The organism is Methanolapillus ohkumae, assembly GCF_032594355.1.
Taxonomy (GTDB): Archaea; Halobacteriota; Methanosarcinia; order Methanosarcinales; family Methanosarcinaceae; genus Methanolapillus; species Methanolapillus ohkumae.
This window is the reverse complement of record NZ_CP131061.1, coordinates 823,915-850,357: the sequence shown is the minus strand read 5'-3', so window position 1 is coordinate 850,357 and position 26,443 is coordinate 823,915. Positions and strand designations below refer to the sequence as shown.

Here is a 26,443-nt window from a genome sequence, read left to right as displayed (position 1 = left end):
AAATTGAAATGAAATAAACGATTATGATTATGAAAATAACAAAATTTACGAAAACGATTGTGAATGAAAACGATTGTAAAAACACTGCTGATAAAATAGTGACACAGGGTATGAATCAATCGGGGTCGTTCCAGTGACGGACTCCGTAATAGATGCACCAGAGAGCCGAAAAAATAGAGAGCAGATAAGCAATCCAAACAAGAGGATCAACGATTCCAAGAAACATGGGAAATTCTCCTAAAAATTTATTCTCTAAATTTAATTTTTCTAGATTTTATTTTCCTAGATTTTATTTTCCTAAATTTAAATTTAATTCAGACTCAGTTTTCATTTTTGAAATGAGATATATGTGTCCGTATTGATTTTAAAGAAGATAAATAAAATCGTGCTATTTACTACCATGACACTTTGTAGCACGCAATGGTGGTAATAGAACATTCATGATATATAAGAGATTTGCTTGATTGTTTGAAACATGTTTCAATAGGAACAAAGCATAAAGTATCAAACTAATAATTGTTATTCAAAAAGATATTTGTATTTTCAAAAAATAGTTCCGGATCTTCAAAAAATATTTGAGGCATATTACAATTTTCAATTTCAAAAGACATATTTTCAAATATTATATTTTAAAAGAATTATTTTCAAAATAAATTATATTTTTCAAAATGAGAAGGATTTTATGAAACAATGTATTGATATTCCAAAAGCGAAAGTTTGGTTAAACCCAATCGAAATGACAGCTCCGGGGATTTTTTGTTTGTCTGGTTTGAATTGCCGCCGCATGCTTTATGGTACGGCCTTTCCGAAATGTTTGGTCCCGGCATCGCGTGTTTGAATTGCCGCCACATGCTTTATGGTGGCAATTTTCTTTAAGAAATCAACAAAAACGAAGAAATGACTTTTTATTATTTTAAAAATTGCCGCCTTTCAGTTTACGAATTTACGGTTTGCTGCATCTGTTTACGAATTTACGGTTTGCTGCATCTGTTTACAAATTTACGGTTTGCTGCATCTGTTTACAAATTTACGATTTGCTGCATCTGTTTACGAATTTACGGTTTGCTGCATCTGTTTACAAATTTACGGTTTGCTGCATCTGTTTACAAATTTACGGTTTGCTGCACCTGCTTACAAACTTACGGTTTGCTGCATCTGTTTACAAACTTACGGTTTGCTGCATCTGTTTACAAACTTACGGTTTGCTGCATCTGTTTACAAACTTACGGTTTGCTGCATCTGTTTACAAATTTAGGGTTTGCTGCACCTGCTTACAAACTTACGGTTTGCTGCCTTTCAGGTTTCATCAACACATCTATTCACAATAATTCATCCGAGAAATTCGAGATGCAAAGCATCTCGAATTTTCGGGCGGGTTTGCTTGAATTAGAATTATAATCGTTCTTTTGGATGAAATATACAAAAAATACAAAAAAAGATAATTGCTTTTCCTGATTTTTAACTCAATTTAATTGATTTTGTTTTTTCAATTTCATTCGTCCCTTTTTATTTTTATGTGCCGGATATCTTATTCATGTCATCAAGTTTTAATACAATCAAAAGCTTCTTTTTTATCAATGAGTTTATGATTTTGTAGGTTCGTCTTTTATTTTTCCGGATCTTCTTTTTCTGATTTCGTTCGTAAATGCGGTGAAAACGTATGGGAATTAATTTGGATGACATTGCGCTGATGAGTCCGCTCCGGTACAAAAACACGACATTGAAGTTGTTTTTGGTACTGTTCGGACTTTTGGCCGGGCTTTTGGCCGACTCCCCTATTGTGCCGCTTTTCATCGCGATTTGTATGATCTTTACAACACTTGTTTTTGGAAAAGTGCCGGCTTCCTTTTATTCCAAATTATTTGTGGCGCTATTGGGCTTTTCCTTTATCAGTTGCGCAATTTTACTTTTCTTTTCCACCGGAGACGGCAGCGAAACGCTCTGGTCGGTCACAATTTTCGGGTGGGTCATTTCCATAACAGCCGGAAGCGCCAATTTAGCATTGTTGGTTTTTATGCGGACCATCAGCGGTCTGGCTTGCATTTTCTTTTTATCCATGACGACACCCATGCTTGAAATGTTTTCTTATTTCAAACGGATTTCCTTTTTGGACATCTTTATAGAACTCTCCATGCTGATTTACCGCTATATTTTCGTTTTTTTGGAAACGGCGGTCAACATTCAATCCTCTCAAAAAATGAGGTTTGGGTACAAAGGACTTAAAAACAGCATCCGATCTTTTGGAATGCTGGCCGGCAGCCTTTTTGTTCAAACGATTGAACAAGGCGACAAACTCTTCTTGTCCATGAATTCCAGGTGCTACACCGGAAAACTGCCGTTTTATTCCACCAAATACAAAATCAAACCGATGGATATAACCGCATCTGCTTTATTTTTGGGAACGACGGTTGCCATTTTTATTTACACGCGGGGGCTTCAGGTTTTTTAATCATTAAAGTACGATAAAAGCGATGAAAGGGAAAAGTACTGATAAAAGTGAAAGTGCGGAAGAGAGATGAAGTATTTTAAAAATTAAGTATTGAGGGAATTATTGTATGATTATTTTAGAAACACAAAACTTGGAATACAGCTATCCGGACGGGACAAAAGCGATAGAAGACGTTTCCATTCAAATTCCGAGGGGAGAAAAAGTATCTTTTGTCGGAAAAAACGGATCGGGAAAATCTACTTTGTTTTTACTCCTCAACGGAACACTCAAGCCCAAAAAAGGAAAAGTGCTTCTTAGCGGCGGGGAAATCAATTATTCCTCAGCGGGTCTTTTAGACCTTCGAAAACGGGTCGGGATTGTGTTTCAGAATTCAGATGACCAAATCATTGCGCCGACGGTCTACCAAGATATCGCTTTTGGACCGGCCAATTTGAATTATAAGAAAGAAGAAATCGACAAAATCGTCAACAAGATGTTGGATTATTTCGGGCTTCAAAGTCTGAAAGACAAACCGCCCCATCACCTCAGCGGCGGCCAAAAGAAAAGAGTGGCAATTGCCGGCGTTCTCGCAATGGATCCGGATGTCATCATTCTGGACGAGCCGCTTTCCAATTTGGATCCGGTTGGCGCCGATGAAATTTTGGATATTTTAAACGAACTCAACCATTTGGGAAAAACAATTGTCATTTCCACCCATGATGTGGATTTGGCTTACAAATGGTCCGACCGTGTCTTTTTATTATCCAACAGCCGACTCATTGATGAAGGATCCCCCAAAGACGTTTTTTCAAAAGAAGAACAAGTGCGCAATTCTTCATTGAAAAATCCGGTGATTTTAGACTTTTATCACGAACTTGAAAAACGTTGGCTGGCGACCGGCGGAAAAAGACCCAAAGACATTCCCGAATTGGTACAAACACTTCACCCGGTCGACCTCATGCGGGTTTATGTCGGCCCGGACACACGGGTCGGGGAATGCGTGAACCTGGGCGTTTTGTACGGCAAATATTCCCAAGATGGAATTTATGAAGCCGTCAATTCCCGTGTCTTGTGTAAAAACGAGGATGGAACCGCCGTTGTCGAACTTAACCGCCGTGTGCTCAAACCCGGAAACATTTGCGTGTACAACATGGACAGTTTTGACAAAGAAGAATTTGACCGGATTTTAAAGGAATACGATATTAATTTCATCGGCGCGATGGGCAAAAAAAGCAAAGAGCGCGCGGAAGAAGAAGGAATTGAAGTGGTTTGTAACTCCGGGGTGATTGACAAATCCATTCTCAACGCGCTTACCGGAAGCCGTTGTATTATTTTAACCAGCCGTGGCATGGTGGAACACACCGCCAAGCGTGTCCGAGAATATATCCAAAAAAGCGGCATCCGCCTGTCTTTTCATCCGGTCGGAAAAAGTGCGGCCGAGATTGATTTGAATTCCAAAAATGATGTGGCCGTCGGCGCAGGAGTCCTAAAAGAAAATACGGGGAGCAAAGAAAAAAAGAATTGCCATGAACCGGATTTTGAATTTGAAGAATGAGCAAAACATAAAAATTTGTCGTTGTTTTCTGTTTGGTGCGGTTTATTGCTGCTTGTTTTCTGTTTGGTGCGGTTTATTGCTGCTTGTTTTCTGTTTGGTGCGGTTTAATCATTATTTTGTTGTCAAAATATTTCCGCCACGCACATTTAGGTACTTTTAAAAAATCAAAAAAAGCAACATCTCATTTTTTGTTGCGGGATATATTGTCGTCCTCCGTCTATTTTTACCATAATTCTGCAGGCGGCGAATAATTTCACCCCGCAATAATTACCTTTTTATCCTTTATGTGAATTCAAACGTTCATCTTTATAAATAATATTTTAACTAAATCAAGATTCGACGAATCTCTTTTGATCCTTTATGAAAGAACTCATTATCAAAGGTGCGCGCGAGCACAATCTCAAAAATATTTCCGTGACGATTCCAAAGGACCGCCTCACGGTCATTACCGGCGTTTCCGGTTCCGGAAAATCAACGCTGGCGTTTGACACGATTTACGCGGAAGGACAACGCCGCTACGTAGAATCTCTGTCCTCCTACGCCCGTCAATTCCTGGGACTCATGGATAAACCTGATGTGGACAGCATTGAAGGACTCTCGCCGGCCATTTCCATTGAACAAAAAACAACGTCCAAAAACCCGCGAAGTACGGTCGGAACCGTCACCGAAATTTACGATTATTTCCGTCTTCTTTTTGCCCGAATCGGCACGCCTTACTGCCCGGAACACCACCTCAAAATCGAATCCCAATCCCCGGAAAAAATCGCGGACTTGGTCTATTCCGAATTTGAAGGCACTGTCATGGTCCTGTCCCCGATTGTCCGGAAAAAGAAAGGAACTTACCAACAGCTGATTAAAGATTTGAGTGCCGAAGGCTTTACTCGAGTCCGCGTAAACGGCGACATCTACCGGACGGATGACGAAATCGACTTAGAACGCTACAAAATGCATGATATCGACATCGTCATCGACCGGATTGATGTGGACGATGAAAACGAACGCTCCCGCCTGGTAGAAGCCTGCGAACGCGCAACGGAAAAATCGGGCGGCCTTGTTTATGTCAACGGAAAAGCCAATTCCTTTCGAAAAGACGGAAAAGAAACAAAAGGCTTGTCCCAAAAGGTAATCCGAGCCGGATTGGACGACGAAGACGGCGGCAAAAGCAAAGGAAAGAAAACATCCAAATCCGAAGATGTTGTCATTGAAGTCACTTATTCATCCAAGATGGCATGCCCTGAATGCGGTCTCTCTTTTGAAGAACTTCAGCCGCGAATGTTTTCATTCAACAGCCCATTCGGCGCCTGCCCTGAATGTAACGGCCTCGGCATAAAAATGGAATTTGACGAAGACCTCCTCATTCCCGATAAAAATTTATGTTTAGCAGAAGGTGCCGTCGCCGTTTACCGTAATTTCCTTGACGGTTACCGCCAGCAATATTTATCGGCGGTGGCCAAGCACTATAAATTTTCTCCGATGACGCCGATTTGTGAACTTTCAGAAAATCAATACAATGTCCTCATGCACGGCTCGGATGAAAAAATAAAATTCGATATGAGCATGAGTGGCGGCGATGTCAGCTACACTTCCACCAACTACTGGGAAGGAATTTTACCGCAATGCGTCCGCCTGTATGCGCAAACGGAATCCGATTACCGGCGCCAGGAACTTGAAAAATTCATGAAAGTCTCCAAATGCCAAAAATGCGGCGGAGACCGCCTGAATGAAAAAGCGTTATCGGTTAAAATCGGCGGATCCAACATCATTGACGTGACCAAGCTGTCCGTCGCCGAAGCGATCCAATATTTCAATACCTTGCCGCTTTCCGAAAAACAAAAGGAAATCGCGTCACTTATTTTAAAAGAAATACGGGCACGCCTAAACTTTTTAGAACAAGTCGGAATCGGATACTTAACTCTTTTCAGAAACGCAGGAACACTCTCCGGCGGCGAAGCGCAGCGCATCCGGTTGGCGACTCAAATCGGTTCCAATTTGACCGGCGTTTTGTATGTTTTAGACGAGCCCTCCATCGGGCTTCACCAGCGCGATAATCAAAAATTGATTGACACATTAAAGCATTTGCGCGACCTTGGAAATACACTCGTGGTGGTCGAGCATGACGAAGATACGATTCGAAACGCCGACTTTGTCATTGACATGGGCCCGGGCGCCGGGGTAACGGGCGGGCATGTGATTTTTGCCGGAACACCGCTGGAAATAGAAAAAGATCAAAAATCGCTCACCGGTCTTTATTTATCCGGAAAAGAAGGGATTCTACTTCCCAAAGAGCGGCGGGTGTCGGATTCATTCATCCGGCTGTCGGGCTGTACGGAAAACAATCTCAAAAACGTGACGTTGGACGTTCCGATGGGAACGCTCACCGCAGTCACCGGGGTTTCCGGGTCCGGAAAATCAACGCTGATTTACGACACCTTGTATCCGGCGCTGATGAAAGAAGTACATGAATCCAAAATGGAAAGCGGGGAATACAAATCTTTGAAATTGGATTTGCCGGTCGACAAAGTGATTGTGATTGACCAAGACCCGATTGGAAAGACGCCGCGTTCAAATCCGGCGACGTACACCAAAATTTTCGATCGCATCCGGGATATTTATGCCGAAACCAAAGAAGCGAAAGTGCGCGGTTACGCGCCCGGCCGTTTCTCGTTCAACGTCAAAGGCGGGCGCTGTGAAGCGTGTCAAGGGGATGGTTTAATTAAAATCGAGATGAACTTTTTGCCGGACGTGTATGTGGAATGCGAAGAGTGCAAGGGAACGCGTTACAACAAGGAAACATTGGAAGTGAAGTACAACGGAAAATCCATTGCGGAAGTCTTAGACATGACGGTTGCGGAAGCGCAGGAGCATTTCAAAAAAGTGCCGTTTATTCACGACAAGTTAGAAACGTTGTCTCAAGTCGGTTTGGATTATATCAAATTGGGACAAAGTTCAACCACGCTTTCGGGCGGCGAAGCGCAGCGCATCAAGCTCACGCGCGAGTTGGCTAAAAAAGCAACCGGACGGACAGTTTACTTATTGGACGAACCGACAACCGGCCTTCATTTCCATGACGTGAAAAAATTGATTTCGGTCCTCAACGATTTAACCGATATGGGAAATACGGTGATTGTGATTGAGCACAACTTAGATGTGATCAAATGCGCCGACTATGTTATTGATTTAGGACCGGAAGGCGGAGACGGTGGCGGAAAAATTATTGCGGCCGGAACTCCGGAAGAGATCATTCAAAGCAAAAAAAGCCATACGGCTGCCTTTTTAAAGCAAGCAATTGAAAAATCAAAACAAGAGCCGGACGTAAAAGCCGAATCAAAAGGAAAAGCGAAAGGAAAGACGTCATCTAAAAAATGATGCCGGTTTCCTCGTTTTTTCATTTTAAATGATTTCCATCTTTTTTTAATTTTTAAATTTCTGCGTTTTTCTGTTGACTGTTTTTGTTTGTATTGTGGTGCTGTCCGCGCGCGTTATGGCAAAAAATTTTTAAACTTTTTTAACAAAACCGAAAGGCCGGCTTTTTAAAAAACAAATAATCCGGACACTGTTTTTATTTTTAAAATTTTGTAACACCTTATGGACCCGGTATGGCTGCGTTTTTTTGGCTTTTCAGTCTTAGAGCCTCATCTGAAAAGGTAAATTTTGATGAAAAATTGTCCCCACCCTTTGAAATATTCCAAAGCACCGCGAGGAATTTTAAGTTAAGAAATTATTAAATAGGTCTACGTATTCTATTTATCAAAAAAGTCTTCATAAAAACAAAAAAATAAAAGCAAATATAAAAACAAATAGAAAAATAAAAACAAAATAATCAAGCTCAAAAGGGGATACAAATGACTGAAAATGTATTGGAAACGTTATCTTCCGGATTGTCTCATTTCTTTAAAAATCCGATTTTATGCCTGTCGCCTATTTTTTCATATTTGGTTGCGATCATTTTTGTATTTGTTGTTGCCGGCGGCCTTTTCCTCTTTTTCGGAACCGCGTTTTTGACAAACCCGTCACCGGCGATGCCGTCTATTTCAACCGCATCAATCGTGTCGGCCATCATTTTATTCATTGTTTTGCTTGTTTTAATCACGTTTCTCTCTTCCTACTTATCCGCCGGTTTAATCGGCATGTGCAAAGAAGTGGAAGTTTTCGGAAAAACAACATTTGAAACCTTGATTTCTTACGGGAACAAATTCTGTGTGCGTGTCTTTGGCGCGACCATCCTTCTGTCGTTCTTCCAACTCTTGTCTCTTATTTTCATTCTTCCGGCCGTTTACCAATTGCTCAACACCGGTATCACCTCTCAGATGCTTTTGGATGCGGTGAACCAAGCGTCCGTCGGAAACAGCGAAGCCCTTACGCAAATCATTTTAACGGCGTTAAACAGTTCGGCGGTTTTATTTGTTCTCGGATTTTTCTTAATGCTGGCTTATTTGTTGATCTATTCGTTTTTCTTCTATTTCCCGATTTACGCGATTGTCATTGACGATTTATCGGTCATGGCCGGCATCAAAAAATCTTATGTGTTATTCAAAGCAAAAGCAATCGATATTGCCATATTTATCCTTCTTATATTTTTCATCACCATCGCCTTCACCTGGTGTTCTTATTTTATAGCCCCCATTTTTTCACTGGCGCCATTCTTGAAAATTATCTGGACTCTGATATCTTTTATCTTTGATATTTTTATCATTACACTGACCGCGATTTGGTCCGTCCGAAGATACATAATCCTGACCGAGCAACCGGTTTACAAAGAAGAAGACTTGCTTTCTTACTAAAATTATAAAAATTAAAAACCGGAAATCATACAAGGTTTCCTGTTTTCTATTTTTTGTATCTTTTCTGTTATCTTTTCTATTTTTTGTATCTTTTCTGTTATCTTTTCTATTTTTTTTTCGGTTATCGTTTCATTTTGACTTTTCATTTTAAGCAACTTTTTAGATTAATTATTTATATATTTATCACGATATAATTTTAATCTTAAAGCATGAATTGAAAAAAAAGAGAAAAAGGAGAATTTCAGATTATGACGGAAAGTTTGCAAGAAACCCTTGAAAAAGGCTATTTTAATTTTAAAAGCAATTTATCAATCAGCATGCCACCTCTTTTGATGATGATTTTTATATTCATCTTAAGCATGATTTACGGAGTTGTCGTCGGTTATTTTATTTATGCGGATTTTGCAAATATCGGCAGCGGAAACATCACCTATAACTATTGGGCATTTACAGGCGTTTTTATTCTATTCATCCTTCTGCTTTTGTTGGTCTACAGTTTTTTTATGGCCGGCGCCATCGGTCTTTCCAAAGAAGCAGTCGAAACCGGGAAAACAAAATCAGGAAACCTATGGGGCTACGGCAAAAAATATTTTTTCCGGATCTTTTTAGCGTCTTTAATTTCCACATTTTTAAGTTTACTGGCGCTTGTTTTTTACTTGCCGCTTTTGTATGAATTTTACAAAGCAGGGACCGACCCGATGATGGTTTTCGGAACTCCGGAAATGATGATGACCACGCTCAGTAACGCATCAATCTACTATTACGCCGGCACGATTCTCGCAACCATTTACTACATTCTGCTGTCGTTTGTCATTTATTTTGCGGAATACGCAATTGTTATCGACAACATGAAAACCATCGCCGGTTTTAAAAAATCATATCATCTTCTGAAAGAAAACGCCATTTCAGTCATGTGGTTTATTTTGGCGGTCACCCTCATCAGCATTTTTGTCAGCGTTCTCATGCTCATTTTGCTTTACGTGATGACTTGGCTGCTCGGCAGTTTCGGTTTGTATGTCGCCGAAGTGATTATTCTGGTTCTGACCGTCTTTTTAGTGGCGCTCGTCGCGGTCTGGGGAACCCGGGCTTATATGGTTTTGACCGGAAAAACAATTTATGAATTTCCGTCTTCATCCCCAAAAGAAAGAGAAACGGTGCAATAAACCAAAATAAATGTAAAAAGAATAAAAGAAAAGAAGCGTCTCATTTTTATATTGCGTTGCCGCCGCGCACGTTACGGCAACGATTTTTTATTTTATCAGCAAAAACGGCAGATTGACTTCTAATTCATATTTATGGATTTTTCCGCACCTATCTCTCATTTTTATTTTGTACTGCCGCCGCGCGCGTTACGGCATCGATTTTTTAATTTGTCAACAAAAACAGTGGATGGACTTCTCATTCAATTTATGAATTTGCCGCACTTGCTTCTCATTTTTATATTTATTTTTATTTTGCGCTTATTCAATAAAAACAGCAACCAGCCGTTTTCAATCCATAAACAGCCGTTTCGGAAAAATATTATTTGTCAACTAATATATATTTAAAGGGTTGACATTAATTATTTATAATATTTCATTTAAAATGTAGGTTGTCTGCAATATCTCATTTTACAGATCAGAATCTTCATGTTTTTTAATGAAGTCATTTTGAATATTTTATATTTTTTTGCAATATTTTAATCTTTTTACAGGAGTTTATAATTATGGAAAGCATATCCGATACTATCACAAAAGGTTACCGCGATTTTAAGCGGAATCCCTCTATTGTCAGCCCCATGTTGATTTATCTTTTTATTAATTTTATTATCGGGATGATCTATCAGATGATCAGTTTTGCTCTGACCGGCACGATTTCCTATGCCTCTTATTCAGGCACATCTTCCAGCATCATGGGAGCCTCTCTCATTATTCTTCTGGTCAGCACCCTCATCTATACCATCATTCTTCTTTTGGCCGGCTCTTACTTTGGCGCCGGCTCCATCGGTTTGTCCAAAGACGCCGTCACCACCGGAAAAGTGAACTGGTCCGACATGTGGGGTTACGGCAAAAAGTATTACGGCCGGGTTTTTTGGGCAACCCTTCTGACTGCATTGATTTACTGCGTTTGCATGATCTTTTTTATTCCGTTTATTTATAATGTAATCGGGATGGGCATGTATTCTTCTTCCATGACGCCTGCCACAACAGCAATTGCCTCCCTTGGAATCGGACTTTTGTTGTCCTTTATCTACATCATTTTGGTTTCCTTTGTGATTTATTTTGTCACTTATGCCATTGTGATTGACAACATGTCCGTCAAAGAAGGATTCAAAAAATCCTACCGCCTGTTTAGAGAACACACATCCAAAGTGATTTCTTTCATATTGGTTATTTTTGGGATTATCCTTCTCTTTATCCTTGTTTTTGTGATCCTGATGTCCATCTTGATGGTTTTACTTCTCATTTCCCCGGTTCTTATCATCATTGGTTTCCTCGGATTGATGATTCTAAATTTAATCTTCATTGTCGCCGCATTTTTCCTCGGCGTTTTGAGCTATGTTTGGACTACCCGGTTTTATTTGACTTTAACCGAGCAACCTGTTTTTGATGAGGAAACAATCGTTTCACAGCCGGAAGAAGAAAATGGTATGCCGGATGAAGAAAACGGTATGCCGGATGAAGAAAACGGTATGCCGGATGAGATAACTGAAACAAAAACTGAATCCGAATATGAAAATGAGGAAAAAACAGAAAATGTAATTTCATCCGCCGACTGACCAAAATAACAAAACGTTTTATTTTACATAAATCAATGTGAATCATCACATTGATCCTTTTTTTATGAATGTTTATTCATATTTTATCAAATTATTGGTTTCATCTTTTTAATTTCTGATTTCTCTTCATTTCCCTTTTTTTTTTCGGAAAATTCTTTAAATAAAAAAGATATATGGGGAATAATTTGAATCGTTCATTTTTTTTTCAATATTCTTTTCTTTATATTTATTCTGAGATGATTGAAATGGAAAAACACATCCGAGGAAAAGCTTGGAAATTCGGAAACGATATTGATACAGATGTGATTATTCCCGGGAAATATTTGAGAACGACCGACATGTCGGTGTTTGCCGCTCACGCAATGGAAGGAATTGACCCGGATTTTTCAAAAAATGTATCGGTCGGAGACATTTTTGTTGCCGGCGACAATTTCGGCTGCGGCTCTTCCCGAGAACAGGCACCGCTTGCCTTAAAGCATGCCGGCGTTTCTTGTGTCATCGCCAAATATTTTGCCCGAATTTTTTTCAGAAACGCAATTAATGTCGGACTTTTAATCATTGAGGCGGACATTGACGCGAAAAACGGCGACATGATTGACGTGGATTTGGAAAAAGGAATCATTTGCGTAAACGGCGACCCAAATAAAACATATCCGGCCGGAAAAATTCCGGATTTTCTGCTTGAAATTTTAGAAGACGGCGGACTGGTCGCGCACCGGAAAAAGCAAGCGGAACAAAATTTGGCGGAAACAAAATGAGAATTGCGATTGTTGAAGGGGACGGCATCGGAAAAGAAGTGATGCCCGAAGCGGTTAAAATTTTGGATTACTTTTGCGAAAAACATAACTTTCAAATTGAAAAAGTTCCGGTGGAAGTCGGTTTTGGGAAATGGGAAAAAACCGGAGAAGCTATCACCGATGCGGATGTCGCCACCCTGAAATCCTGCGACGCCGTTTTGTTTGGCGCGATTACGACGGTAAACGATCCGTCTTATAAAAGTGTTGTTCTTCGGATTCGAAAGGAACTGGATCTTTTTGCCAACGTCCGCCCGATTCGCCCGATTTTGGGAATTGAAAAAATATTAACTCCACCGGCATCCTGTTTTGTCCGGTCCAACGTTGATATGGTGATTGTGCGTGAAAATACGGAAGGGTTGTATTCCGGGATTGAAGAAATCGGCGAGGAGCGGTCAACAACGCTTCGCGTTATCACAAAGAAAGCCAGCGAACGGATTTCAAAATTCGCGTCAGCCCTCGCGTCTTCCCGCAAAAACAAGCTGACCGTTGTTCATAAATCCAATGTGATGAAATCCGACAAATTATTTTTAGACACGTGCAAAAAAACGGCACTATTGGGCTTCGTTGAAACCAATGACATGCTGGTGGACGCTTTTTCGTACGATATGCTGATGCGTCCGGAAAAATACGATGTGATTGTCACGACCAATCTTTTCGGCGACATTCTCAGCGACACGGGTACCGTCATGCTTGGCAGCATCGGTCTTGCGCCCAGCGCCAACATCGGGGAGAAATATGCCCTTTTTGAGCCGGTTCACGGCAGCGCGCCCGACATTGCCGGAAAAAACATCGCCAATCCGATTGCGATGATTCTGAGCTTGAAAATGATGTTGGAGTGGATGAAAATGAATAGGGAAGCCGCCGTTCTTGAAAAATCTATCTCTGTTGCCGTGTCAGAGAAAAAAGTGACGCCGGACCTTGGCGGAAATTTATCCACTCAAGATGTCGGCAAATTCATTTTAGAGCAAGTGAAAATTCTGGATGCGAAAGCGGAAAAGAAAAATTAATCAATGTGTGTTGCTTCTTTTTTTGAATGGCTAAAACAACTCTCGATAAATAAATAATGGGTGAATTTATGATTCACCCTTTTTCTGTTTTGAATTATTTGCTTGTACATTTTACATTTTTATTTCTTCATTTGCTGGCAATCGAATCCGTTCAAAATTTTTTATATCGGATTTGATAAGATCTTTGTACAAAGAAACTTCATAAAAAGATTCTAATCCCTTTTCATCGAAATTTTCGAAATGAATCCGTCCGTCCGGATAACCGATCGTGCATCTTCCGTCAAGTTGAGCCACTGTTACAAAAAGATAAACTTCACCGACTTCGATGAGTGAATCTTCCGGAACGAGAAAACCATAATATCCTTGCTCATATTTTTCAAGCAAATCTAGGCTTACATTATTATTTTCGTTCATCAGATACTCTTTAGTGTAATAACCTCCAATTTGTTTAAGTTCAATTTTGTCTTCAAGAGTCGAGCCTTTCAATTGTTCAATTATTTCGATATTAAAAAGATTGTATGGATTTGGAACTTCATTTTCTTGAGCTTGATAATTTCCATTGTGACTGACAACCCGCCCAACGAAAATGTAATCAGAATACGCAATGCCATATTCTGTGGAAGCTTTACCATATTTTTCCATATCTGATTCAAATGCTTTTTCCATTTCGAGTGTTCCGGCTCTTATTCTCTGATAATCCTCACGATTTACATCTTGATGATAAATTTCAGACATTGTTTCTTTAAATATTTGAAAATCATACTCTTCTTGTTCAGCCTCGGACATCTTATCATAGCCATCATAAGAAAGCATATTACCGACTGCAATCAGAGATAAAGCCATAACAATAAGGACTGAGACAGATATAGCTAAAAATATCTTTTTGGTTTTTGAATTCATTTTATCTCAACCCCAAATACATCTATAAACATCTTTATCTTTTTGTCCCAAAGTTGTTTGGGATGATCGTCCTTGGTTCATAATATTTCCTGAAATGGATATTTCATTAATTCCAAGTGCATGTCCAAGTTCATGCACTAGACCTTTAGTTCTTTCATTTGAGGAATATCCAGACATAATTGCTGTATTGATTTGAATGTACCGTGTCCCATTATTTGATCCATTGGAGTAACCAGCAGACGGCCATGTTGTAGTTCCGTTGGGTGGTGGGGAATAGACATCTAATATTTTGAGATCTTTTTGGCTTAAGAGATGGTCTTCCTTAATAGTAATCGTGCCCATGCTATTCCATGTTGTAACAGCAGCAGACCACTGATTTGAATAAGTAGTAGATCCATACCAGTGAATTTTTTTCAACTTAACTGCGTGCTCATTTGGTCCTAAATGATAACTACAAGCTGAAGCAACTGAGCTCATCAAAAGAAGAACAAGAACTGTAAGAATTATTATTGAGTTATATTTCAACAGTATTCCTCCTATCAATTGTATATAGATTTATTTAACCAACAATTTACTTAAATACCTTAAAAAACAAGATAGGAGTGAATTCTCTCAAGCATTGAATTCACTCACCATCAAACAAATGATTGTCGACAAATGCAACTTGCCAACAATCAGATGGTGAGTCCTTATTTTTATTCAAAATATTTTTATTCAAAATAATTATCACAGATTTCTAAGATTTTTTATATTATAAATAATTTTTTTATTTTTTCTAAAATATCATTTACATAATAGAAGAAGAAAAAGAAGATATATTAAAATCATCATGCATAGCCTTAAAACATTATAGAAAAAATAAGATAAATTGATTTATCTTTAAAAATAGTTTAAAAAATTGTATCCCCTCAAGTAAAAATAATTTTTAGGGGGAGGGGACAAATGATTTCTATAGATATTATAAAAATTTTAGATTGAAATAGATTTAAAATCCTTTAATTCTCCCTTATTTTAAACCAGCCCAAGGAAATATTTACCGATATAGGGCCAGATGAACATGAATAAAAACGACAGGAAAATAAAGATGCTGAGCCATCCGCAAATTTTTTGAGAAACCCGCGCCGCTTTTTGTTCTTCCATTTTGAATTTTTCGGCCGCGGTCTGAATCATTGCCCGAAAGACGTGGCCGCCATCCAAAGGCGTGGCCGGCAGGCAGTTGAAAAGCCCGACATAGAAATTAAGCCATGCGATCCAGAAAAGCGCATTTGCGATCCAAAAGATACCGATACCCAGCGGTTCCGCCCAGCCGACCGGCGCGTAGAACTGCATCATGGAGCCGGAAAAGCCGCTGAAACCTTCACCGGCGAGCCCGAAGAAAGGCAACGCCATCACATAAATCCAGGCAGCCAACATGAGTTTTAAAGAATCGCCCAGGTTGGAGAAATCCAAGCCAAAAAGCATGGACGGCAATTCTCGAAGCACATCCAAATACGTGGCGGCGTTGAATTGTCCGACGGAAAAGCCGAGGAGGCCGATGTGAAGCGGACCGGAGGAGTAGGAAATTCCGATGTAGGTACGTGACGCATCAGCCGGATTTTGCCCAAGCGTGACGGAAATTTCCTTGCCATGGTCCCCAGGTTGTACATTTCCGTTTTCATCCGGAGAGTTTGCCGTCAGGACAATTGTGTCTCCCGGATTTTTTTCCGACAGCATTTGGGAAAATTCGTTCATCCCGGGAATGTCAACACCATCGATTTGAGTGATCGTCATTTCGGGAATAATTCCGGCCGACTCGGCCGGGGAGCCGGCATTGACGCTATGAATGTAAATTCCGGCAAAATTAGAATTTTGTGCGGCCGGATCTGTTTGGATCGTGTAATTCGTAATGATTCGGTCATAGGCGGCCGACACAATCACCGTGTCTCCCGGGGTGACATTTTGAAGGGACGCATTGATGGAATCGGACCCTGTAATGTTTTGTCCGTTGATTTGGACCAGCACCATATCTTTGGAAAGACCGGCGATTGAGGCCGGCGAATTGCTGTCTACGCCGGTAACTTGAATACTTCCAATGGATGCGATTCCGCCAAGAACCGGTCCGAAAAACAAAATGAAAGCAACAAACGCGACGCAAAAGTTGGCCATGACGCCGGCGGACAAGATGCGGGAGCGTTGGGTTTTAGTGGCGATAACTTTTGGTTTTGAATTTTTGTTTGCTTTCGCATTAGAATCTTTATCGGATTGTGATTGCGATTCCTTTTGATTTTCTTTTTGTTTCATCAAAGCTTCATGTGCCCGAATTTCTTCGATGCTTGCGGTCATGTCATTGAATTCTGTCGGGTTTTGATTGCTTTGAATACTTTGAGTACTTTGTTTATTTTTTTCTTCAAAATCGATTTCGCCCCCGAATAATTCTTCTTCATCGGGTTCGGCAAAGCCGCCAATCGGAATGATGGCAAGCAGGATTCCCATGGATTTAACCCGGATGCCTTCGGCGCGGGCGAGAATGGAGTGCGAAAATTCGTGAACGACGAGCGTAATAATGAGTGCCAAAAGTCCCCAGGTGAATGGGATAAAGTCATTCACGCCCGGAATGAGAAAAATATTTTTGAGTTCATTGTATTTTCCGGGTTCCATGACGTTTCCGTCCAGGAACGATTGGACCAAAGCATAATCGGATGCAAGAACCAACGCAAACATGAAAATCATGCCGATAAACATAAGGACAATTCCGATGTTTGCGAAAAGCCGCCAGAAGCGTTTGGGCCGTGCGGCTTTGTCCATCAAGTCCAGTCCTTTGGTGGTCCGAATCATCAAAACGGGTCCCCATGTGGAAATGTTGTGTTTTTCCCAAAAACCTCTTTGTTTTAAATAGGAAACGATCATCCAATATAGTAAAAAAACAGCAATGAGTGCCATAGTCAATGGATCCAAAAAATCACCTGAATGTTTTTAATTTGAATTGAAGTTTGAATTGAAGTTTGAATTGAATTCAAATTGATTTAAGTTTGGGTTTAATTAGATTTGATTGAAGTTTAAATGAATTTGACCTTTAATGATACGGTATCTTATTTAAATAGAGCACATTTGAGTAAAAACCATTGCTGCGTTCTGAATTTTTAAAAAGGCGGAGAAAACCCCAACCCCTATTTTGTTACATGAATGTCCCCCCAACCATGAAAAATTGATAATTATTCCAATTCAAAAAATCCTCCCGATTCAATCAGATGCGTTTCGCATCTGATTGAATCGGATTGTTATTATGAAAGAGTTATTGGTGGGAAAAACAGCAGCGGACTATGAAATTGAAAAACAGAATGTCGCCATACTAAAACAAAAAACAGAACGTAGCCATACTAAAACAAAAAACAGAATGACGCCATACTCAAAATTAGAAAAGAACCCGAAGATTTAATTTTTTGAGAAAAGGCGGTCCATCCTTTTTGCTGAAATTTTTAAGAATCAGACGCCATAACGCGCGCACGATGCCATCAAAACAAAATAAAACAAAAAAATAAAATGAAAAAAAACATAAAAAAAGAAAATAGAAACATTAAACGATACTTCGTTTATTGTTTCAGGCTTTTGACAAAGGCTTCTATAATGGGTTCCGCTCTTTCCGGCCGGGATTTAAATTGCGGATGGTATTGCGTTCCCATGAAGAATTTTTTGTCCGAAAGCTCAATCGTTTGCATGGCGCCGCGGATGTCTCCGGAAAAAACCATTCCATTGTCTTCTAAGATTTTGACAAAATCGGAATTGATTTCGTAGCGGTTTCTGTACCGGGCATAAATCGCGTTTTTGCCATAAATTTCCCGCATTTTGGTACCGTCTTTTAATCGGATTTCATATTCGCCCAGCCGCATAATTCCGCTAAAACCTGTACCGTCACTGTTTTCTGAAATCGTGTCGACCACCGGGAACTTTGTGTTTTCATTAAATTCAGTGGTGTTGGCATTTTCGAGCCCGGCAATATTTCTTGCAAATTCGACAACTGCCAACTGCATTCCAAGACCGATTCCAAGGAACGGAATATTATTTTCCCGTGCGCAGCGAATGGCCCGAAGCATTCCCATACTTCCACGCTCTCCAAACGCGCCGGGAACAATGAGGCCGTCAAATTTCTCCAAATCCGCAAAACAAGCATCGTCACATTCCACTTTTTCGGAATTGACCAAAACCGGAATCACTTTTATTCCGGTCGCGGTGGAGCCGTGCTTAACGGCTTCAAAAAGACTGATGTAAGAATCAGCCAAATCAGTGTATTTTCCGACAATCGCCACACGAACGGCTTCTGAATCCGGGATTTCTTTGATTTTATTCATTTTCAAAACCATGTCGATCCAGGCTTTGTCGCTGCTGCCGTTCTTTTCGATTTTGGGAAGCTTAAGTTCTTCAATGAGGTGGTTTGTGATTTCTTCTTTGTCTAAAATCAGCGGGATTTCATACAAATTAGAAACATTGTAGGCACTGGCCACGTATTCTTCGCGAACGTCACAGAAAAGAGCGATTTTTTCTTTTGTTTCTTTTTTAAGCGGATAAGACGCACGCCCGACAATGAAATCCGGGGATAATCCCAACGTTCTCATTTCTTTGACCGAGTGCTGCGTTGGCTTTGTTTTTTGTTCGCCCTGCGTGTCGTCAAACGCCAAAGTCACGTGAACAAATTTCATATTTTCGTGCGGCTCTTCGTTTTTCATTTGGCGGATGGCTTCTAAAAAGGACATGCTTTCAATGTCGCCAACTGTCCCGCCGACTTCGATAATACAAATTTCGGCGCCGCTTTTTTCCGCTGCCCGGCGGATTCTTCCTTTGATTTCGTTGGTGATGTGCGGGATGATTTGAACGGTTTTTCCCAAATATTCACCTTTACGCTCACGGTTGATGACGGATGAATAGACTTTTCCGGTTGTGATGTCGTGGTCAGCGGTCAGTTCGGTGTCTAAAAAGCGTTCGTAGTTTCCCAAATCCAAATCGACTTCGCCGCCGTCTTTGAGAACAAATATTTCTCCATGCTGGAGCGGACTCATGATTCCGGCGTCAACGTTTAAGTAAGGATCAATTTTAACCGCGGTGACTTTGTATCCTCTGTTTTTCAGGTTTCTGCCAATCGATGCTGTTGTGATTCCTTTCCCAAGACCGCTGATGACGCCGCCGGTGACGACAATGTATTTCATAAGTTTACCGCATCCTTTTTTGATTTTTGAAAAGTAATAAAGTTAAAATCATAAATTAAAATCGTATTTTTCAATATCATATTCAATATAGCCCGTGACCAAACATTGCAACCCATAATGGATGCACCCGTTTGCTCAAAAATCAATAAAAAAAAGGACAGGAGATTTTTTGTTTTTGAAAAACCTCTTGCCCTTTTTGATTTTTTAATCAGGTTTTGCAATTGAATAAAATTGAATTTACTTTTTAATTAAATACTTAAATTAATCTGTCATTTTTAAGTTTTACCGGACTTTAGATTTAATTTGACGATATATAAATTTAATCTTTCCGGTATTTCTTTTTTGTTTTAATTCTTTTTTGTTTTAATTCTTTTTTATTTTATAAAATACTAAGATTTTGTTTTATAAACGGAAAATATTTTTAAAATTTCATGGATGGTGAGAACAGTTCACAACAATATTTGTCAAAAACTTCATTTTCAACATCGGCATGCATTTTTTTATAATCTTTTGATTTTTGGTCGTACTTTTTCATTTTGATTTTTACTTCGGCGTTCATTTTGTCAAGAGTTTTCTGGTCGAAACCTTCTGTATTATCTGTAGTAAACATATTTCATCAATCTTTTAAATCAGTTTTAATTCGGGAGAGACACGATTTTTATGATAGATCCTTTTTCGGTCTCTTTACTTAAACATATTTTGTAAATTTTCGGTATTTATTATTTAATTTAATAGAAATTGTGTAAATATTTTAAAAAAAGCATCCGATTTTTCCTTTTGATGCTTTTTTCTTTGCTGAATGTCTTTTTCAATAAGAATCAATAAAACGTCCTTTTCCGCGTGAAAAGTTCTCACACATCGAGACTATTTTTTCTTATCGGATATATACTTAATCTTTCAATTTCATTTTTTGAAATTAATATAATTTAGCCAAAAGGCTTTTCAAATAAAAATATATTTGATTGCGTATATAATTATTGTGGTTTTGGCCGGCTTGCTTTTTGTATTGTTTTTTAGGTTGCTGCGACTGTTTTTCCATCAACACATCTATTCACAATTAATTCATCCGAAAAATTCGAGATGCAAAGCATCTCAAATTTTTTGGAAAGATTTGTTTGGATTTGGAATTATTGAAATTACTTTCTAAGTTTTTACAACCGGACCGGATTTTTCACAACCGGCAAGAGGTGTTCGCACAAGCGACCCCAGAGCGGCAAGTTGTCCCCTGCCTTTTAAAAAATTCCGAAGCGAAGTGTAGGAATTTTTCAGGGGTGTAAACATAAATATATTAAAACTTATATATTTTAAAATAATAGTTGTAATGATTTTTTAAGACTGACAAACGGTTTTAGAAAAAGAAGGTGAAAAAATGAAACTAAACCTCAACCTGAAACTATTTCCGCTATGGATCTCTCTTTTTACATTGGTACTCTTTTTTGCCGCCACCGGCTGCATTGATGGAAATGAAAAAGTCATCACCAATGAAACGCTCGGCACATTTAACAAAATCAACATTTCCGGAAATGCGGACATCGATTTAATTCCGTCCGGCATGCCAGCCATTCGTTTTGAAATCGAACAAAAATACATAGGCTACATCCAATATGAAATCATAAATGATACCCTTGAAATCAAAATTGATGAAAAAATGCCACCGGGAAAAGACGTTGAGTTAACAATCGGATATCAAAATTTAGATGAACTAAACTTGGCCGGAAAAAATAAAATTGAAACAAACGACCCGATTCAATCCGAAAACCTGACCATCACCGCGGCCGGAGTAAATGATATTGATGTCGATGTTTTCGTCACCAACTTCACATTCAACGTCTCCGGCACCACTCAAGCCGACATCAGCGGAACAGCAAAATCCGCAAATATTAAAGCAAACGGCACATCCGACGTGGATCTGGAGAATTTGACAACTGCCGACATGGTCATTGGTTTAAACGGTATATCTAATGCCGAAATTTATGTCACGAATTCCTTAAACGCTGTCCTGACCGGAACGTGCAAACTGACCTATGCCGGAAACCCGACAACGGTGACAGATAATGTGGCAACAACATCCATTTTGATCAACAAAAATGACCGATAATCACAAAAGTGGTTTGATAAAAAGGATGGATTCAAAAAAAAGCGGAAAAATATTTTAAAAACCAGTCAAGGCATGACAAAAAATCCGGGTTTGACCGATTCAATCGGATTTGCAAACCATGCAAAAGCCGCAAGTGCCCCAATCATTCCGTTTCCGCCCAAAATAACATCCACGTGATTATTTTTGGAAACGGTTCCGGCTTCTTCTTTCGTCACGCGCGACGTCCGTCCCTTTTGACTGTAATCCAAAAGACCTTGGGGGACGGAAAAACCGGAATACACAAGCATGCCCGTGTTTTCACTGACGCTGTATTTTAAAAGTAATTTTCGGATGCGTTCAATAAGCCGCTTTTTAGCGTCCGGACTCACACATCCGAATTCCAAAACGGTCGACATGCAATTTTGTGTTTTTTCCGGGACCGGATACAACTGAACAAGCGCCTGAGACAGTAAAATCGACTCATCCGAGCTGACCGCCTTTGCAATGTTGTGCGTCAACGTCCAAGTGGCACCGGTTTCACAGGAATCCGTATCGTCAATCGCCACCAAAACCCGCTCGCGCCGCGGGACATAAATCGTTCCTTTGGCCGTTTTCCCGCCGCCAGACTCCGTGATTTTGTAATGAGAAACGCCGTCGGCATACGCCCGGCATTTGGTCGCGCCGACCCCGCCGCCGCCCAGGCCCGCATAAGTGATTTCAACATCGCTTCCGGCACAAGTGACAGATTCGATTCCGGCAGCTGCGACGGAAGATTTCAATTCAAACGGAAAAACACCCATGGAAACGGTGTAACGGATAAATTCGCCATAGGTCCGGACACTTTTGACCGCCGGAGATTTGGCATAATGATGAAAAGACCAGCATGCGCCACTAAAACAATTTGAATGCTCAATAATTTCGGCGGTTTCGTTTTTTTCATCGCAGATCGCGTAAATTCCCCGGTAAGGAACCGTATAGGGGTCCTCCAAAACCAGATCTTCCAAAATGACTTCTTGTCCAAGAGAAATGTCCATCGGATCGGATTTCTTTGGAGAGCATTGATTTTTCAAAAGATATAACCTCAACAAATCTTTTCTTCCCTTCTAAAAGGAATGGTTTATTATAAACCATACGGTAAAAACGAATTTTAATTTTTAAAAAATTTAGATTTAAATTATTTAAATTTTAAATCTAAATTTAAATCCAAATTTTAAATTTTCCCTTCCTGCTTTAAACTGACAAAGCAGCCGTCACCGACAATAATGTGGTCCAAAACACTGATTCCAAGAAGCTGTCCACACCGGACAATCCGGTCGGTGATATCCAAATCTTCCGGGCTCGGGCTTGGGTCGCCGGACGGATGATTGTGAATAAGGACAATGGCTGCAGCGGATTCCAAAAGAGCTGTCCGAAAAACCTCACGTGGATGAACAATGCTGGCATTTAAAATTCCAACCGAAACTGTTTCTTCCCGAACGACCTGGTTTTTGGTATCCAAACAAAGAATCATAAATTTTTCTTTCTTCTCTTCCCGGATTTTTGGATAAATGAAACGGTAAATATCATCTGGAGACTTGATTTTTCGCTTCGGCTCTTCCGTATAGGATTCCAACCGGCGGGACAGCTCAAACAAAGAAACAATTTGACAAGCCTTTGTTTCGCCGATTCCATCTGTTTTAACCCATTCGGGAACCGACATCCGGCTCATTTTTTTAAGAGAATTTTCAGAGAAGAGATGATGGCATAAATCCAAAACATTCCGGTGGCGAGTTCCGGTCCGAAGCATAATCGCCAAAAGTTCGGCGTTGGACAGGGAATCCGGACCGTATTTCAAAAGGCGTTCTTGAGGGCGTTCCGTTTTCGGAATGTCTTTAATTTTTAAGCGGGGTTTGGGTTCAGCGGAAAGGTCGATCATAAAAAGAAAAACAGGAACGGAGAATATAAAATTTATGAAAAAATCCAAATCGAAAAGGATATAAACGCCAAAAAACCTTTGACAAAAATCCACATGAAGACCAATATTTACAAATTATTCTCGCATCCGATAGCAGACATGCCGCCGATTCAATTCTTTTTGGATTTCTTCCATAAAAATGCCAAGACCGGACATTACGGTGCCTTCAAAATCCGTGTCTTGTTCATCTTCGGGCAATCCCGTCGTTGTCACGCAAACGCCGCAGGATGGACTTTTTGAAACGCCGAGAATTAAAATTGAAAAACCGTCTTTTTCAAATTGCTCGATCATTTCGGCATAAGGCAAAAACAAATCCGCACAAAAGCGACGGTATTTTGGAGAATCCAATTGATCTTTGGTTGCTTTTTTGCGGTCGGCTCCGAATAAAATCGTTTCCGGACAAGGAAGCGAAATGACAAATTCCGACCGTGCGCTTTGATTTTTTGAATCAAAATAATCATAATAAAAATCAAAGGGTACCGGCTTTTTTATCCCTCGGACGCGCGCCGCCGGATTGAATAAACAGTGAGAGACGACATACAATTGGGGGGAAAATATATCCGGCATTTGTAACATCTTCGTGCAACATTTGGTAAAAAGTAAAAAATAAAAAGCAATAAACAAAATGCATCCGAGTGATAAATGTTTAATGTGTTCCTGCGATTTTGTATGCTTTTATACGCTTTGAGTTTTTCAATTTTGATAAAATAGTTGTTTGATAATATTTTTCATTTGGATCATATTTGTTTTTAGTTTAATTTTACCAATTTATTTTTATTTTTTAATTTTTTTAATTTTATTTTTTCTAATAGTATTAATTTTAAGATTTAAGCACATAAATGAAAATAGTTTAGACCGGAGTTACTGAGAATTATATATTTTTTACATTATTTAGAAATATAAAATAAAAGATTATATATATTCAAAGAATTATAATATACTCAGTCGTTTTACAATTATTATTTTAATTATTTTAATTACTTTAAAATGTTTGTGAAACGATATCAGGAAAAATTAAAAGGAGATTAAAATGACAGAAGATTCAGTTGAAGTCCTTGCAAACGGAGTCCGCCATTTCAAGAAAAATCCGATATTATTGGCGCCTTTCATTTGCATGCTTATCGTTTTTATTATCATATCCATTTTGGAGAGTGCCGTTTTAGGCATTTATATCAGTAATTTTATTGGAAGCTTTTTCCAGGCCACCAATGACATTTATTATTCTCTCTTCATGCTTTTGGTTTATGCCGTTGTCCTTTTGCTGGTTTCGTCTTATTTCGGAGCCGGTTTGATTGGCATGTCCAAGAGTGCGGTGACCACCGGAAAAACAAGCTTTTCCGATATGACAACATACGGCAAAAAGGGTTTTTTGAAATTTTTCGAATTGACCCTTGCTTTCATCGTTTTGAGTTTGCTATCCTTGATTTTCTTCATTCCGCTGTTCTTACAACTCGGATCCTTTGAAGAATTGTTAAGTGAATACCTTCTCATCGGCATTATTGCGATGTTGGCAAAGCTTGACGTTGCCTATTGGGCATTCTCGGCCGGCTTTATTTTAACGATATTGTATCTTCTCGTTTTGTGGGCTTTTTTCTTCTACGCTTACTATGCCGTCGTTATTGATGATGTTTCTGTCGTAGACGCCCTGAAAAAATCCGTCAGCCTTCTCAAGAACAAAAAAGCCCTGGGATTCATTGTGATTTTGGTAATCCTCCCGGCAATTTTAATCAATGGCTGCTCGATTTTCATTTGGATGTTCGCCCTTTTAGGACCGTTGGCCATTCTCGGACTTTTGGTTTACGGCATCTTAGCCATGGTCATTTTAACCTACGCTTACATTTGCGGAGCCAGAATGTTCATGGTCGCTGAAGAAAGACCGATTTTTGATACCCGGGAATAAAATAAATAAAATTAAAAATAAAATCAAATTTTAATTTTCGTTTTCGCATTCGGTGAATAAAATTTATTCGACCGGATGCGAAAATAGAAAGCCGTATTTCGAAGAATATAGAATCAATCCCCGGATGTAAAAACGGAAAATTTCCGAGAAATTTTGGAAAAATCTGAGAATATACCAAAAATAATAAAATACGGAAAGGGATCGAATGAAAAAAGAAATGAAAAAATGAAATGAAAAAGAAATGAAAAAAAAGAAATGAAAAAAAGAAATGAAAGAAAAAATGAAAAACCGGGAAATTTGAATAACTTCTGTTTTAATCCAAATACTTTTTTATGGCAACAACCAGATCGTTGCTCTTGATGGGCTTTCCAACAATTTCTTTGACACCGGCTTTGAGAATATCGTCGCCCTTTGCCGATGAGAAAGAGGTCAGCGCAATAATCACTGCGTCCGGATCATATTTTAAAATGTTTGCCGTTGCAACGATTCCGTCCATGTTTGGCATGATAACATCCATGATGACAATGTCCGGATGAAATGTCTTATACATTTCAAGTGCGATCGCACCGTCTTTGGCTTGGTCAACCGTATAGCCTGAGTTTTTAATTGTTTGAACAAGAAGCTCGCGCAACAAATCTTCATCGTCAACGACAAGTACTTTTTTTTTCATAAGAGTATTCCCCAACAAAAATAATAAAACAATATATAAAGAGCTTATAATATTATTTAATGATTCTTGTAGAGTATCATACCATATAAAATAAATGCTTCGTTTTGAAAATTAAATTTATCCTGACAAATAAAAATCGAATGCATAAAGACAAAACAAAAACAAAAAAGGTAGAAAAACAAAAACGAAAGATAGAAAAACAAAAACGAAAGATAGAAAAACAAAAACGAAAGATAGAAAAACAAAAACAAAAAAGATAGAAACAAAAACAAAAAGATGAAAACAAAAGAGAAAAGAAAATGGACTGATCGGGAATTGAACCCGAGGCCTCTACCATGCCAAGGTAGCGATCTTCCGCTGATCTATCAGCCCAATGGAATTGATTTTTAAGAATAAATTCACGCTTTTGGATTCCTATGATTGAATCCCATGGCGTCGG

The 26,443-nt window shown here is 39.3% G+C and carries 22 protein-coding genes and 1 tRNA gene; 13 read left to right on the top strand and 10 right to left on the bottom strand.

The genetic code is table 11. The features are described 5' to 3' along the window. Window positions 1-115: 115 nt before the first annotated feature. Window positions 116-226, bottom strand: coding sequence for a symporter small accessory protein (locus MsAm2_RS03530; protein ID WP_338098417.1), 111 nt, complete (start codon window positions 224-226; stop codon window positions 116-118). A gap of 491 nt (window positions 227-717) precedes the next feature. Here MsAm2_RS03530 and MsAm2_RS03525 point away from each other — a divergent pair, with 491 nt between their 5' ends. The 10 genes from MsAm2_RS03525 to MsAm2_RS03480 all read left to right on the top strand — a co-directional run bounded on the left by MsAm2_RS03525 (window position 718) and on the right by MsAm2_RS03480 (window position 13,326). Continuing rightward, on the top strand, window positions 718-876 hold the full coding sequence (locus MsAm2_RS03525; protein ID WP_338098416.1) for a hypothetical protein: 159 nt from the start codon (window positions 718-720) through the stop codon (window positions 874-876). 21 nt (window positions 877-897) lie between these two features. Next, window positions 898-1,398 carry a hypothetical protein gene (locus MsAm2_RS03520; RefSeq protein ID WP_338098415.1) on the top strand — a complete coding sequence of 167 codons (501 nt, stop codon included), beginning with the start codon at window positions 898-900 and terminating at the stop codon, window positions 1,396-1,398. A gap of 262 nt (window positions 1,399-1,660) precedes the next feature. Further along, complete coding sequence (cbiQ, locus tag MsAm2_RS03515; protein WP_338098414.1) at window positions 1,661-2,449, top strand: cobalt ECF transporter T component CbiQ; 789 nt, start codon at window positions 1,661-1,663, stop codon at window positions 2,447-2,449. 106 nt (window positions 2,450-2,555) lie between these two features. Continuing rightward, window positions 2,556-3,983, top strand: a complete 1,428-nt coding sequence (locus tag MsAm2_RS03510; protein ID WP_338098413.1) for an energy-coupling factor ABC transporter ATP-binding protein — start codon at window positions 2,556-2,558, stop codon at window positions 3,981-3,983. A 360-nt stretch (window positions 3,984-4,343) separates the two neighbouring features. After that, on the top strand, window positions 4,344-7,349 hold the full coding sequence (uvrA, locus tag MsAm2_RS03505; protein WP_338098412.1) for an excinuclease ABC subunit UvrA: 3,006 nt from the start codon (window positions 4,344-4,346) through the stop codon (window positions 7,347-7,349). 476 nt (window positions 7,350-7,825) lie between these two features. Beyond that, entirely contained in the window at window positions 7,826-8,764 is a 939-nt protein-coding gene (locus MsAm2_RS03500; protein WP_338098411.1) for a DUF7847 domain-containing protein, read from the top strand. A gap of 248 nt (window positions 8,765-9,012) precedes the next feature. Further along, window positions 9,013-9,927 (top strand): DUF7847 domain-containing protein, encoded by a 915-nt coding sequence (locus MsAm2_RS03495; protein WP_338098410.1) that lies wholly within the window; start codon window positions 9,013-9,015, stop codon window positions 9,925-9,927. A gap of 542 nt (window positions 9,928-10,469) precedes the next feature. After that, the gene (locus MsAm2_RS03490; protein WP_338098409.1) at window positions 10,470-11,522 is read left to right on the top strand and encodes a DUF7847 domain-containing protein; all 1,053 of its coding nucleotides are present in this window, start codon (window positions 10,470-10,472) and stop codon (window positions 11,520-11,522) included. A 245-nt stretch (window positions 11,523-11,767) separates the two neighbouring features. Beyond that, window positions 11,768-12,280, top strand: coding sequence for a 3-isopropylmalate dehydratase small subunit (locus tag MsAm2_RS03485; RefSeq protein WP_338098408.1), 513 nt, complete (start codon window positions 11,768-11,770; stop codon window positions 12,278-12,280). Then, window positions 12,277-13,326, top strand: coding sequence for an isocitrate/isopropylmalate dehydrogenase family protein (locus MsAm2_RS03480; RefSeq protein ID WP_338098407.1), 1,050 nt, complete (start codon window positions 12,277-12,279; stop codon window positions 13,324-13,326). The genes MsAm2_RS03485 and MsAm2_RS03480 overlap by 4 nt, the downstream gene beginning before the upstream one ends. A 111-nt stretch (window positions 13,327-13,437) precedes the next feature. On the opposite strand, the gene MsAm2_RS03475 is transcribed toward MsAm2_RS03480, so the two are convergent. From MsAm2_RS03475 to MsAm2_RS03465, 3 genes are all read right to left on the bottom strand, one after another. Further along, the gene (locus MsAm2_RS03475) at window positions 13,438-14,226 is read right to left on the bottom strand and encodes a hypothetical protein (protein WP_338098406.1); all 789 of its coding nucleotides are present in this window, start codon (window positions 14,224-14,226) and stop codon (window positions 13,438-13,440) included. A gap of 6 nt (window positions 14,227-14,232) precedes the next feature. Continuing rightward, window positions 14,233-14,751, bottom strand: coding sequence for a zinc metalloprotease (locus MsAm2_RS03470; RefSeq protein ID WP_338098405.1), 519 nt, complete (start codon window positions 14,749-14,751; stop codon window positions 14,233-14,235). A 486-nt stretch (window positions 14,752-15,237) separates the two neighbouring features. After that, complete coding sequence (locus tag MsAm2_RS03465; protein WP_476738676.1) at window positions 15,238-17,145, bottom strand: site-2 protease family protein; 1,908 nt, start codon at window positions 17,143-17,145, stop codon at window positions 15,238-15,240. Window positions 17,146-17,488: 343 nt separating this feature from the next. On the opposite strand from MsAm2_RS03465, the gene MsAm2_RS03460 reads away from it, so the two are divergent. Continuing rightward, window positions 17,489-17,641, top strand: coding sequence for a hypothetical protein (locus MsAm2_RS03460; RefSeq protein WP_338098403.1), 153 nt, complete (start codon window positions 17,489-17,491; stop codon window positions 17,639-17,641). 154 nt (window positions 17,642-17,795) lie between these two features. On the opposite strand, the gene pyrG is transcribed toward MsAm2_RS03460, so the two are convergent. Next, complete coding sequence (pyrG, locus tag MsAm2_RS03455) at window positions 17,796-19,403, bottom strand: glutamine hydrolyzing CTP synthase (RefSeq protein WP_338098402.1); 1,608 nt, start codon at window positions 19,401-19,403, stop codon at window positions 17,796-17,798. A 1,369-nt stretch (window positions 19,404-20,772) separates the two neighbouring features. On the opposite strand from pyrG, the gene MsAm2_RS03450 reads away from it, so the two are divergent. Further along, window positions 20,773-21,501, top strand: coding sequence for a head GIN domain-containing protein (locus tag MsAm2_RS03450; protein ID WP_338098401.1), 729 nt, complete (start codon window positions 20,773-20,775; stop codon window positions 21,499-21,501). A gap of 65 nt (window positions 21,502-21,566) precedes the next feature. On the opposite strand, the gene mmp11 is transcribed toward MsAm2_RS03450, so the two are convergent. The 3 genes from mmp11 to MsAm2_RS03435 all read right to left on the bottom strand — a co-directional run bounded on the left by mmp11 (window position 21,567) and on the right by MsAm2_RS03435 (window position 24,001). Further along, window positions 21,567-22,550 carry a methanogenesis marker protein 11 gene (mmp11, locus tag MsAm2_RS03445; protein ID WP_338098400.1) on the bottom strand — a complete coding sequence of 328 codons (984 nt, stop codon included), beginning with the start codon at window positions 22,548-22,550 and terminating at the stop codon, window positions 21,567-21,569. A gap of 140 nt (window positions 22,551-22,690) precedes the next feature. Continuing rightward, complete coding sequence (radC, locus tag MsAm2_RS03440; protein ID WP_338098399.1) at window positions 22,691-23,395, bottom strand: RadC family protein; 705 nt, start codon at window positions 23,393-23,395, stop codon at window positions 22,691-22,693. Between the two features lie 114 nt (window positions 23,396-23,509). After that, on the bottom strand, window positions 23,510-24,001 hold the full coding sequence (locus MsAm2_RS03435) for a hypothetical protein (protein ID WP_338098398.1): 492 nt from the start codon (window positions 23,999-24,001) through the stop codon (window positions 23,510-23,512). 463 nt (window positions 24,002-24,464) lie between these two features. On the opposite strand from MsAm2_RS03435, the gene MsAm2_RS03430 reads away from it, so the two are divergent. Beyond that, the gene (locus MsAm2_RS03430; RefSeq protein WP_338098397.1) at window positions 24,465-25,334 is read left to right on the top strand and encodes a DUF7847 domain-containing protein; all 870 of its coding nucleotides are present in this window, start codon (window positions 24,465-24,467) and stop codon (window positions 25,332-25,334) included. 313 nt (window positions 25,335-25,647) lie between these two features. Here MsAm2_RS03430 and MsAm2_RS03425 read toward each other — a convergent pair whose 3' ends face one another. Both MsAm2_RS03425 and MsAm2_RS03420 read right to left on the bottom strand, forming a co-directional pair. After that, on the bottom strand, window positions 25,648-26,004 hold the full coding sequence (locus MsAm2_RS03425; protein WP_338098396.1) for a response regulator: 357 nt from the start codon (window positions 26,002-26,004) through the stop codon (window positions 25,648-25,650). Window positions 26,005-26,304: 300 nt separating this feature from the next. Then, a tRNA-Ala gene (locus MsAm2_RS03420) sits at window positions 26,305-26,376 on the bottom strand. Window positions 26,377-26,443 lie beyond the last annotated feature (67 nt).

What these genes read in the sequence shown, in the direction of transcription:
- MsAm2_RS03530 (WP_338098417.1), bottom strand. Translation starts at nt 226, where the DNA reads ATGTTTCTTGGAATCGTTGATCCTCTTGTTTGGATTGCTTATCTGCTC.
- MsAm2_RS03520 (WP_338098415.1), top strand. Translation starts at nt 898, where the DNA reads ATGACTTTTTATTATTTTAAAAATTGCCGCCTTTCAGTTTACGAATTT.
- cbiQ (WP_338098414.1), top strand. Translation starts at nt 1,661, where the DNA reads ATGGGAATTAATTTGGATGACATTGCGCTGATGAGTCCGCTCCGGTAC.
- MsAm2_RS03510 (WP_338098413.1), top strand. Translation starts at nt 2,556, where the DNA reads ATGATTATTTTAGAAACACAAAACTTGGAATACAGCTATCCGGACGGG.
- uvrA (WP_338098412.1), top strand. Translation starts at nt 4,344, where the DNA reads ATGAAAGAACTCATTATCAAAGGTGCGCGCGAGCACAATCTCAAAAAT.
- MsAm2_RS03500 (WP_338098411.1), top strand. Translation starts at nt 7,826, where the DNA reads ATGACTGAAAATGTATTGGAAACGTTATCTTCCGGATTGTCTCATTTC.
- MsAm2_RS03495 (WP_338098410.1), top strand. Translation starts at nt 9,013, where the DNA reads ATGACGGAAAGTTTGCAAGAAACCCTTGAAAAAGGCTATTTTAATTTT.
- MsAm2_RS03490 (WP_338098409.1), top strand. Translation starts at nt 10,470, where the DNA reads ATGGAAAGCATATCCGATACTATCACAAAAGGTTACCGCGATTTTAAG.
- MsAm2_RS03485 (WP_338098408.1), top strand. Translation starts at nt 11,768, where the DNA reads ATGGAAAAACACATCCGAGGAAAAGCTTGGAAATTCGGAAACGATATT.
- MsAm2_RS03480 (WP_338098407.1), top strand. Translation starts at nt 12,277, where the DNA reads ATGAGAATTGCGATTGTTGAAGGGGACGGCATCGGAAAAGAAGTGATG.
- MsAm2_RS03475 (WP_338098406.1), bottom strand. Translation starts at nt 14,226, where the DNA reads ATGAATTCAAAAACCAAAAAGATATTTTTAGCTATATCTGTCTCAGTC.
- MsAm2_RS03465 (WP_476738676.1), bottom strand. Translation starts at nt 17,145, where the DNA reads ATGGCACTCATTGCTGTTTTTTTACTATATTGGATGATCGTTTCCTAT.
- MsAm2_RS03460 (WP_338098403.1), top strand. Translation starts at nt 17,489, where the DNA reads ATGAAAGAGTTATTGGTGGGAAAAACAGCAGCGGACTATGAAATTGAA.
- pyrG (WP_338098402.1), bottom strand. Translation starts at nt 19,403, where the DNA reads ATGAAATACATTGTCGTCACCGGCGGCGTCATCAGCGGTCTTGGGAAA.
- MsAm2_RS03450 (WP_338098401.1), top strand. Translation starts at nt 20,773, where the DNA reads ATGAAACTAAACCTCAACCTGAAACTATTTCCGCTATGGATCTCTCTT.
- radC (WP_338098399.1), bottom strand. Translation starts at nt 23,395, where the DNA reads ATGATCGACCTTTCCGCTGAACCCAAACCCCGCTTAAAAATTAAAGAC.
- MsAm2_RS03435 (WP_338098398.1), bottom strand. Translation starts at nt 24,001, where the DNA reads ATGCCGGATATATTTTCCCCCCAATTGTATGTCGTCTCTCACTGTTTA.
- MsAm2_RS03430 (WP_338098397.1), top strand. Translation starts at nt 24,465, where the DNA reads ATGACAGAAGATTCAGTTGAAGTCCTTGCAAACGGAGTCCGCCATTTC.
- MsAm2_RS03425 (WP_338098396.1), bottom strand. Translation starts at nt 26,004, where the DNA reads ATGAAAAAAAAAGTACTTGTCGTTGACGATGAAGATTTGTTGCGCGAG.